Below are 9614 nucleotides of genomic sequence, written 5' to 3'. Positions count from 1 at the left end.
AATTACCTGACGCCCACCACACTGGCTGAGAGAGCGATTAAAGTGGCCGCCAAAAACGGCTTGGGAGTCTCGGTTTTGGACAGAGACCATATGCAGGACTTGGGGATGGGCTGTTTGCTGGGTGTGGCGCAGGGCAGTGCGGAACCGCCGATGATGATTGTTTTAAAGTATGAAGGCAATCCGGGCGGCGATATCCTGGCCCTGGTTGGTAAGGGAATCACCTTCGATTCCGGCGGCATTTCGCTGAAACCAGGCGCCGGTATGGAAAACATGAAAGGGGATATGGCGGGGGCAGCCGCTGTCTTAGGCGCGATGGAGATCATTGGCAAGCTGAAACCAAGAGCCAATATCATTGGTGTGATTGCCGCCACCGAAAATATGCCGGATGGTATGGCGCAGAAGCCCGGGGACGTGGTACGCAGCATGATGGGCAAAACCATCGAAATTATCTCCACCGATGCGGAAGGCCGCTTGGTTTTGGCTGACGCCGTTGCCTATGCCGAGTCGCTGGGAGCCAAGAAAATTGTGGATGTGGCAACGCTCACCGGTGCCTGCGCGCGGGCGTTTGGCGGTGTCTATGCCGGTTATCTCGCGACCTCTGATGATCTGAGCGCCGAGTTGCAGCAAGCCGCAGCCATCAGCGGCGAGCGCTATTGGCGGATGCCGATGCATGAGGATTATGCGGCGATGTATAAATCTGACGTCGCCGATTTGAAGAACAGCGGCGGCGCCGGCGGTGGCATGCAGACCGGCGGTATGATCATAGCTGAATTTATCAAAAAAGCCGCTTTTGTACATCTGGATATTGCCGGCACTTCCGCCATTTCGGCCGATAAACCATATATGAGCAAAGGTTTTACCGGTATGGCAACCCGTACTATGGCGGAATTGGCGTTGGCACAAGAAAAATAGGACTCAATGCAATCAAGACTCCGGGCAAAATCCTCAAAGGTCAACGCGCACTTGTGCAAAGAGACAGGCAGGATTACCCCGGAGCCTTATTTTTAACGTCCGCTTAGCCCTGCGGCAACAAATCCGTGCAGCCGGCCGCTTTTTCATCAATACGGCGAACCAGAGAATAAGTATATGGAGTAAAGTGTTTTAGCCAGTAGCGGCGGGCAGTTGGATTGATGCTTTCGCAGTCAACTCCGAGCAGGCGGTATCCCCTCCTGTACCAGAAATTGGCGCTGAAATCCAGCAATTGATCAATTATACCGCTGCCGCGGAACTCCGGCAGGCAAAAGGCACCGGAGATATTGATCACTTTGCCGCAATTACTGATGAAATTTTCTCCTTCCATGCTGAAGCGCAGATAAGCGACCGGTTTCCCCCGCGTTTGCGCCGCAAAAAAGTAATTTTCCTCGTTGGCAACCAGGAAGCGTTCCTCGCTCATCGCAGCGTATTTCATAAAGCAAGGGGAATTACCCAAATGAGCAATTAGCTGATTCTGCATAGCAAGCAGCGAAGTCAAATCGGTTTTGGCGACCTCGTAATACGAAGCCAGAGCAGGCTGCGGATCGGGAACCGCTGTATTCTCTTTGATCGCATCGAGGCAGCGCATGCCAAAACCATTCCAGAAAAACTGTTCCAGACTGACTTGATCGTGACTGTAGAAACAAATTGCATGACTGACAATCCCTGCAGCGACCCATTTTCTGGCGGCTGCCTGATAGAGATGATCATAGAGTCCGGCTCTGTCCTGTTCGATGGCAGCGTGCGCATGCAGGGGAGTGAAGCTGCCTTTGGCGCCGGTGGTATGGAAAGCATCCGGGAAAGGGTTGCTGCAGCAAAGGAACCCCAGCAAGCACCCACCTTCCAGGGCGGCAACACCCAATTGATTGGCGGCAAAATCATCCAGGTTGGGTGCCGCGGTAATTTCCGGCAGCCAGGGCAGTTTGCTCTGCAGGACCCGATATTCAGCCAGAACCAGACGTTGCGCCTGTGGGATCTGTTTCGCTGTAAATTCCGTTATATACATCTAAAATCAAGACTCCGTTTCTTTTTTTTATTTGTGGAATTACACCAAAGCAGGCGGGAACAAGAAGGAAATGACAGGAGAAACAGCGAATTAAAAAAAGAAACAAGGATGCCTGCGGTTTCATCAGCCGCACCTTTGACAGATGAAGGAAGAAAACGAGGGAGGGTTTATTATGGCTTTTTTTGACAGACTTTCCAAAGCGGCTAAAAATGTGACCAACCGTGGTGCGGATATGGTAGAAGTTACGCGCCTGAATGCGAAAATCAGCAATGATAAATCTGCCATTGAAGCAGTCAAAACCAGAATCGGGGATTTTTACTGGAAGAAATTCGAAGAAGGCGCTCCGCTCGATGATGATGTAGCAAAAATGTGTCTCGAAATCAAAGAAATTCAAAAATCCATTACAGCACTGCAGGAAGAGATTGAGGCGATCAACGCCAGGCAGGAGAAAGAAGAAGAAGCGGTGGAATCTGTAAGCAAATGCCCCAACTGCGGTGCGGCGGTAGCCGCCGGAGCCAAGTTCTGCGGCGTCTGCGGCACTAAAATCGAAATGAAGCCACCGGAACCGGCACAAGACACGGAACCCGATATTTTGATCTGCGGGGCATGTGGCGCAGAAAATCCCCTCGGTATGAAATTCTGCGGGGAATGCGGCAATAAATTAAGCTAAAAATACGAAAAGGCGGGTGACCGAAAATGGCCATCCGCCTTTTTATGCCTGTTTTGCATTTAGTCAAGCGCAAAGAAGGGATAATCTTTCACCTTGGCATAGGCGTCTTTCAGCAGCTGTAAATCGTCGGCATTCAGCGGCTGCCGCAGGCACTCGTCGATATGATCGACGACAAAAGAGAAATTAAGAAAATCACCGGGAGGAACCAAAGCATGGACTCCCAAGGAGAGCGTGTATTTCATGGCGGCCAGGCGCAGAGCCGTATTGTCGGCATCAATCGGTTTGCACCAGGATTTTGGGAACTGCGAATGTTCGCGTTCTTCCGCGTTGAACCAACTGCGTTCGATCAACTGTTTCATACCGAGCAGACCCATCCCGTTCGCTTTGGCGGCGGCACACAATTTGCTGCCAAATTGGTGACCGATGTTCATATGCCAGTTGAGCGGGAAGAGGACCGTGTCAAAATCGTAGAGCGAAATCGCTTTCAGAGCTGCCGCTTCACTGTGGCAGGTGATCCCGAGATTACGGGCATAACCCTGTTCTTTTGCCCAGCGCATCATTTCCATCACCCCGCCGGGGGCAAAGGCTGCGTCTACTTCGGCAACACTCCTCAGCGCGTGCATTTGATAGACATCAAAATAATCTGTATGCAGGACCCGCAGGGATTCTTTGAATTCCTTCTCTGCTTCTGTCCGGCAGCGCTGCTGCGTTTTACAGGCAAGATGGATTTCTTTGCGATAGGGTTTGAGCGAATTGCCCAATTTTTCCTGCGCGTCGCCATAGGAAGGGGCTACATCGAAATAATTGATGCCGCGATCGATCGCCCAGGCAACATAACGGTCGGATGCCTCCTGTCCGTCGTTCATTGAGACGATGCCGCCGTAGACAACGGGAGCGATAGCAAAACCGGTTTTGCCAAATTCACGTTTGATCATGCAAAGCTTCACCTCCAAATTAATTTTAAACGTTTTCATTCCATGAGAGAGTCCTGACGGTCTGGCAATTTTCCATAAACATTATAACAGATTTTACCGGAAAATTCAAGATCACGTCAAAGGGGGTAAAAAGCAAACCGAAGCGCCTGAAAAAAGTGAATAAAGTATAAAATTTTGCAAATCAGCGAAAAACAGGCCTGATCGGGTGTATAATCTATCTTCAAGACAGAGCAATGTCTGTAACACTTATGAAAAAGCAAAAGCCGGCGCCCGGGAGCACAGCAGCTTTGCTCACAGCAAAAAAACCGGCAAAGAAACGGGGAGGTGGCAGGGGATGTTTGGTTATGTGGTAGCGAATTTTGAAAAATTGAGCGAAGAAGAGAAAAAGCGCTATCAAACTTGTTATTGCAGCCTTTGCCGCTCGCTGGGCAGCCGGCATCAGACAATCAGCCGGATCACCCTGACCTATGACATGACTTTCCTGATTTTGATTCTGTCGGCGCTGTATCCGAAAGAGCCTGACTTGCAGACGGAACGTTGTCTGATTCATCCGCTGAAAGCGCATACCTATTGGCAGGATGAAATCACGGCTTATGCCGCTGACATGAATGTGGCGCTTGCCTATTATAATTTTCTGGATGATTGGCAAGACGAAAAGAAACGGAGCGCCTTATACAAAGCAAAGCTTTTTGAGCAGGCGAATCGAGAGATCGCCGCATTGTATCCCAGACAATGTCAGCTGATCCAAGACTGTCTGCGAGAGCTGAGCGCCCTGGAAAAAGCGAATGTGCTGAACCCGGATCTTCCGGCTAATTGTTTCGGCAAATTGCTGGCGGAAGTTTTTATCTGGAGGGAAGACGGCTTTTCGCCGGACTTACGCGCCTTCGCGCAGGCATTGGGGAAATTCATTTATATCATGGATGCCAGTCTTGATTTAGTAGAAGACATAAAAAAAGAACGATATAATCCCCTGATTGCCTCAACTTGGGAAAACACGGCGGAAATACTCAATCTTCTGATGGCTGACTGCATGGAAAAATATCAACGTTTGCCGATTCAGCAAGATAAGCACCTGATAGAAAATATACTCTATTCCGGAGTATGGACAAGATACGAGATAGCAAACCGGAAAATAAAGGAGAAACAGAAACAATGACATCCGATCCGTACGAAGTACTTGGCGTTTCCCCAACTGCTTCAAGTGAAGAAATCACCAAAGCCTACCGTCAATTGGCCAGAAAATATCACCCGGATGTAAACCAAAACAACCCGGAAGCAGCCCAAAAAATGAGTGAGATCAATGTTGCGTATGAACAGATCAAAAACGGCAATATTCCCCAAAATGGCGGCAACGGGTCGGAGGGTCAGAATCCTTATGGCGGCAATTCTTCCGGCCGCTATGATCCGTTTGGCGGGTTTAATCCATTTGGCAATTACGGACCTTACAGCTACCGCCAGACACAGGAGAATACTTCTCAATATGAGGCGGTCGTGAATCGGATCAGAGCCGGTTATTACCAGGAAGCCTTAGATTTACTGGCCGGAATCAAGGACAGGACCGCTGCCTGGTTCTACTATAGTGCCAATGCCAATGCCGGTATCGGCAATGAGATCACGGCATTGCAGCATGCTACGATTGCTGTGCAAATGGAACCGAATAATATTGAGTATCAGGTTTTTTTGAATCAAATTCAGCATGGCGGTCGGGTTTATCAACAGCAGAGTCAGGGTTATGGTATGCCGTCGGTCGGTAATCTGTGTTTGGGCCTCTGTATGACCAGATTATGTATGACCGTATGCTGCGGATCCCCATTATAAAAAGGAGAAAAAACAATGGATAAATTCAAAGCAAGAATCGCCAATTTCATGTATGGCCGTTATGGGATTGATCAGTTGTATTATGGTCTGCTGGCAGTGAGTTTTCTTCTGATCTTAATCAATATGGCGGTGCAGTCGCAGATTATCAATATTGTCATGTATCTCATTTTAGCGCTGCTGCTGTTCAGAGCTTTTTCAAAAAATCTCACGAAACGCCGGAGAGAAAATGCTCTTTTCCTGAATTACTGGCGGCCAGTCCAAATAAAATTGGCGAGGAACCTGCGCAGAATCAGAGAAGTGAAAACGCATCGCTATCGCACTTGCCCCAAATGCAAAAAGGTTCTGCGTTTATCGCGCAAAACGGGAACGCATTCCGTCAGATGCCCCTCCTGTCAAACCGAATTTAAAGTGCGTATTCTGATTTAAGCGATGCGGATCATAAAACCGTTGGCCTATGTTTAGGAAATGGCCGGACGGTTTTTTGTTGGATCCGCGTACTGAAGCAGAGATTCCGCTCGTATGCCGGTGCCGGTTTACCGCAAAGGTTCCGTCTGATCGTCCGTTCCGGCAACTGCCGCGACTTGAGCACCGTTCCAGGCAGCGAGAACCAAAACACCTTGTCTGTAATGGAAATCATGCTCCCAACCGCGCTTTTGTCGGAACAGAAAGTTTTCTTCTGCGTTGAGCATTTTATCCTGCAAAGCAGCAGCGGCCAGAGAGCTGACTTTTGCTTCCCGGCCTGCCGGGGATCGCCTGCTTGCGGCTGGCTGATTTCTTGCCGGAAAGCGAATTTGTAAAAGTCAAACAATATTTCTATTGTCTTAGAAGATTCGTAACAGTCTCACCGGACAGAGGGTGTATCATAACAAATTATCGCTTATTTTGTGGGATCAAAGCAATCTGAATCACGGGAGCGTTTGGAATTATATCCGTAAATGGAAAATCTTTTCGGAGCAATGAAGTCAACCTAAGGAGAAAATGAAATGTCTAAAGTAATCTGTATCGATCTGGGTACCACGAATTCCTGTATGGCAGTCATGGAAGGGGGAGAAGCTGTCATCATTCCCAATGCCGAAGGCAAGCGTACCACGCCATCGGTCGTGGCATTCAGCAAAAATAACGAACGCCTGGTAGGCGAAGCAGCCAAACGTCAGGCAATTACCAATCATGAGCGCACAATCAGTTCAATAAAACGGGAAATGGGCGGCGATTTCAGAGTTCAAATTGACGACAAACAATATACGCCGCAGGAAATTTCCGCTATGATTTTACAGAAATTAAAAATCGATGCTGAAAATTATCTGGGAGAGAAAATCAATGATGCGGTGATCACTGTGCCCGCTTATTTTACCGATGGTCAGCGGCAAGCCACCAAGGATGCAGGCAAAATTGCGGGGCTCAATGTTCTGCGTATTATCAATGAACCGACTGCCGCCGCCCTGGCTTACGGTGTCGATAAAGAAGCGGCGCAGAAGGTTTTGGTCTATGATTTAGGCGGCGGCACTTTTGATGTTTCGATTCTGGAGATCAGCGGCGGTGTGATTGAGGTACTGGCGACAGCCGGCAACAATCATCTTGGCGGCGATGATTTTGATCATTGCATAGCGGAGTATCTGATCGCAGAGTTCAAGAAAAGCAATCGGGTTGATCTGCATCAGGATGCGACTGCCATGCAGCGCATCAAAGAAGCTGCGGAAAACGCCAAAATTGAATTGAGCGGGTTGATGTCAGTCACAATCAATTTACCGTATCTCGCTGTCAGGGACGCAAAACCTCTGCATCTGGAACTGACGCTGACCCGTGCCAAATTTGATGAATTGACAGCTCATTTGGTGGAAGCAACCATGCTGCCGGTACACCGGGCGATGGCGGATTCCGGTCTGAGCAATTCGGACATCGATAAGATTTTATTGGTGGGAGGCTCCAGCCGGATTCCCGCTGTGCAGGAAACGATCCGAAGGGTAATTGGCAAAGAACCCTTCAAAGGCATTAATCCCGATGAATGTGTCGCCATCGGTGCTTCGCTGCAAGCCGGTGTACTGTCCGGCGCGGTGCAAGGTTTGCTGCTTTTGGATGTCACGCCGTTTTCCCTGGGTGTTGAAACCGTGGGGAATGCTTTTTCCAGGATCATCGAGCGCAATACGACGCTGCCCACCAGGAAGAGCGAAATCTACACGACCGCAGCCCCTTTCCAGTCCTCCGTGGATATTCATGTTCTGCAAGGTGAAAGCGAGAGAGCTGACCGCAACAAGACGCTTGGTAAATTCAGACTGAGCGGGATTCGTCGTGCAATGCGCGGCGCACCGAAAATTGAAGTGACCTTCGGCATCGATGTGAATGGAATTGTCAGTGTTTCTGCCAAAGATTTAGGCACCGGCAAAGAACAAAGTATCGTGATCACCGCCACATCCAATATGAGCCAGGCAGAAATTGAACAGGCGACACGCGAACAGCAGCAGTATCTGGCGGAAGAAGCAAAATTGAAAGAAGAAGCCACGGCGAAAAACAGAGCGGCAGAATTAGTGGATCAAGCCAAAAAGATATCGAAAACACTGGGGAAAGCGGACCGCGCCGCCCTCGATGCAGCGGTTGAACAGAGTAAACAGGCCTGCAAGGGCAAGGAGCATCAGCAAGTCGTGGACAGCAATAGCCGCCTGTCTGGTTTGCTCGCCGGTCTGCAAAACAAAGCGGCTGAGAACCTCAACAATGAAAATCACTAAAATCAACGGAGCTGCAGCAATTTTTCGTTTGACTACAGCTCCTTTGGTTTACCGAAGACCATCGTCGGCCCCGGCGTTTCGGAGTGCTTAGCCGGGTAATCACCTTCGTATTCATTGCCTTGAAAATGCTGCCAGCGTCCTGTTTTGATCTCTTGCATACTATTTTCTGCTTTTTGAAGCTTGCTGCAAGAAGCAGGGCAGGGGAAAGGCACAGGCCTTGTGACGATCAGAAAAAAAGGAAAGAAGAGAAGATTTCATGTTGATGCTGCGATCATTATGAAACAATCTCTTCTTTCCCGGCGTGATGACAAAGTATGTTCGTTAATACGCAGAAACTTTATGTAACAGGATTTTCCGGCTCTTCTTTTGTTTTTTTATTCGGTTTTGGCGGCCTGCTCACCCAATCTTCCATCGGGATGACGGGTTCTCTGAATTGATTCTCAAGAGGATCGGCCGGAACCTGGAAGAGACCTTCATCATCGATTTCTTCCGTTTCGGCGGATTTGCTTGATTTGTCTTGAACATCGGGCAAACGCTGGTTTTCTGCATCGACAGCCTGATCGGGTTCCTGCGGAAAGCGTGCGTTCGGCTCGGTATAGGAATTTTCCATGGAGGCGATTGGCACCTTGATTTCCAGATTATTTGCTACATCATAGAAAGCTTCGTTGATGTCTTCTTCTTTTTCTTCTTCTTCCTCTTCTTCAGAATGATTATGGCTGTGCTGGCTATTCTCCGCTACCCTTTCCATACTGGGTGCGGCAATCGGATCCGTGTCGTCCCGGATAAATTCGGAAGTCCGCAGGGCACCGATTACGAGTTCAGCATCCTTATCTTTCTCTGTTTTGAGAGCATCTTTTTTTTCGATTGGTTGGCTGGGATCCGGCATGATTTAATACTTCCTTTCTATTGTCTTCGTTCATTTAGAGATATGGCAAACCTGAGTTTAACGATCGTAACATCGGAGTCTGGTTTTTTTGTTCGCAACATCATAGTTTTCCAATGGGCAATTCCTAGGAACAGTGACGCAGATTTCGCTACTGGGGGGTTCGGGCAGAGACTTTTTAACGTTCAGGCTGGTCTTGCGGGGACGGTAGCAAAATAGCTCTTGCCTTGAAGAAATACTGTGAACTTTGTCGTTTTACAGGAATTACAGTCTGATGACCTATAAAGTCATTATAATCTACGGATCGTGATCTGTCAACAGAGAAGCATAAAATAGTTTGGCAGGAAATGCCAAACAGTTGATTGCTGTCATTTCCTGGCGCGAGCCTGAACGAAATCCTGGCGGAGCAATCAATAAATACACCCTGCACTGGTAACAACGCTGCTCCTGCGCTTTGCATTCGGACCGACGTAAGCGTCAAATAATCACCCTCAAGCGACAAAAAGCCACCCGAAGGTGGCAAAGTCATCCCTTGCAAATGTAAATTTATCAATCAGATAGAATTCTTCTATTTTGAGCTTAGCCTGCATCTTTGTGGAATATCCACTGC

The 9614-nt window shown here is 48.7% G+C and carries 9 protein-coding genes and 1 pseudogene; 6 read left to right on the top strand and 4 right to left on the bottom strand.

The annotated features are described in order from the left end of the window. Window positions 1-912 (top strand): cytosol aminopeptidase (locus LLG09_06215; protein MCE5196705.1); only part of this gene is annotated, 912 nt, incomplete at its 5' end. Between the two features lie 103 nt (window positions 913-1015). On the opposite strand, the gene LLG09_06210 is transcribed toward LLG09_06215, so the two are convergent. Next, entirely contained in the window at window positions 1016-1978 is a 963-nt protein-coding gene (locus LLG09_06210) for a GNAT family N-acetyltransferase (GenBank protein ID MCE5196704.1), read from the bottom strand. A 172-nt stretch (window positions 1979-2150) separates the two neighbouring features. Between LLG09_06210 and LLG09_06205 the strand changes: the two genes are divergently transcribed. Beyond that, window positions 2151-2648, top strand: coding sequence for a zinc-ribbon domain-containing protein (locus LLG09_06205; GenBank protein MCE5196703.1), 498 nt, complete (start codon window positions 2151-2153; stop codon window positions 2646-2648). A 59-nt stretch (window positions 2649-2707) separates the two neighbouring features. Here LLG09_06205 and LLG09_06200 read toward each other — a convergent pair whose 3' ends face one another. Then, window positions 2708-3583: an aldo/keto reductase gene (locus LLG09_06200; GenBank protein ID MCE5196702.1), complete on the bottom strand. Its 876-nt coding sequence runs from the start codon at window positions 3581-3583 to the stop codon at window positions 2708-2710. Window positions 3584-3788: 205 nt separating this feature from the next. Between LLG09_06200 and LLG09_06195 the strand changes: the two genes are divergently transcribed. From LLG09_06195 to dnaK, 4 genes and pseudogenes are all read left to right on the top strand, one after another. Next, on the top strand, window positions 3789-4739 hold the full coding sequence (locus LLG09_06195; protein ID MCE5196701.1) for a DUF5685 family protein: 951 nt from the start codon (window positions 3789-3791) through the stop codon (window positions 4737-4739). Beyond that, window positions 4736-5401, top strand: a complete 666-nt coding sequence (locus tag LLG09_06190) for a DnaJ domain-containing protein (protein MCE5196700.1) — start codon at window positions 4736-4738, stop codon at window positions 5399-5401. Before LLG09_06195 ends, LLG09_06190 begins: the two co-directional genes overlap by 4 nt. Window positions 5402-5416: 15 nt before the next feature. Beyond that, window positions 5417-5827, top strand: a complete 411-nt coding sequence (locus tag LLG09_06185) for a hypothetical protein (protein MCE5196699.1) — start codon at window positions 5417-5419, stop codon at window positions 5825-5827. A gap of 557 nt (window positions 5828-6384) precedes the next feature. Then, a pseudogene (gene dnaK, locus LLG09_06180) lies at window positions 6385-8046 on the top strand (molecular chaperone DnaK). Between the two features lie 107 nt (window positions 8047-8153). Here the strand turns inward: dnaK and LLG09_06175 are convergent. After that, entirely contained in the window at window positions 8154-8279 is a 126-nt protein-coding gene (locus LLG09_06175; GenBank protein MCE5196698.1) for a DUF1653 domain-containing protein, read from the bottom strand. A 179-nt stretch (window positions 8280-8458) separates the two neighbouring features. Then, window positions 8459-9007: a hypothetical protein gene (locus LLG09_06170; GenBank protein ID MCE5196697.1), complete on the bottom strand. Its 549-nt coding sequence runs from the start codon at window positions 9005-9007 to the stop codon at window positions 8459-8461. Between the last annotated feature and the right edge of the window lie 607 nt (window positions 9008-9614).

It is taken from the genome of Negativicutes bacterium (assembly GCA_021372785.1).
Lineage (GTDB): Bacteria > Bacillota > JAAYKD01 > JAAYKD01 > JAAYKD01 > JAJFTT01.
This window is presented reverse-complemented; position numbering and strand designations above follow the sequence as displayed.

Excerpts from the sequence above, each read along its gene's own strand:
- LLG09_06170 (MCE5196697.1), bottom strand. The coding sequence starts at position 9,007 with ATGCCGGATCCCAGCCAACCAATCGAAAAAAAAGATGCTCTCAAAACA.
- LLG09_06210 (MCE5196704.1), bottom strand. The coding sequence starts at position 1,978 with ATGTATATAACGGAATTTACAGCGAAACAGATCCCACAGGCGCAACGT.
- LLG09_06200 (MCE5196702.1), bottom strand. The coding sequence starts at position 3,583 with ATGATCAAACGTGAATTTGGCAAAACCGGTTTTGCTATCGCTCCCGTT.
- LLG09_06185 (MCE5196699.1), top strand. The coding sequence starts at position 5,417 with ATGGATAAATTCAAAGCAAGAATCGCCAATTTCATGTATGGCCGTTAT.
- LLG09_06190 (MCE5196700.1), top strand. The coding sequence starts at position 4,736 with ATGACATCCGATCCGTACGAAGTACTTGGCGTTTCCCCAACTGCTTCA.
- LLG09_06175 (MCE5196698.1), bottom strand. The coding sequence starts at position 8,279 with ATGCAAGAGATCAAAACAGGACGCTGGCAGCATTTTCAAGGCAATGAA.
- LLG09_06205 (MCE5196703.1), top strand. The coding sequence starts at position 2,151 with ATGGCTTTTTTTGACAGACTTTCCAAAGCGGCTAAAAATGTGACCAAC.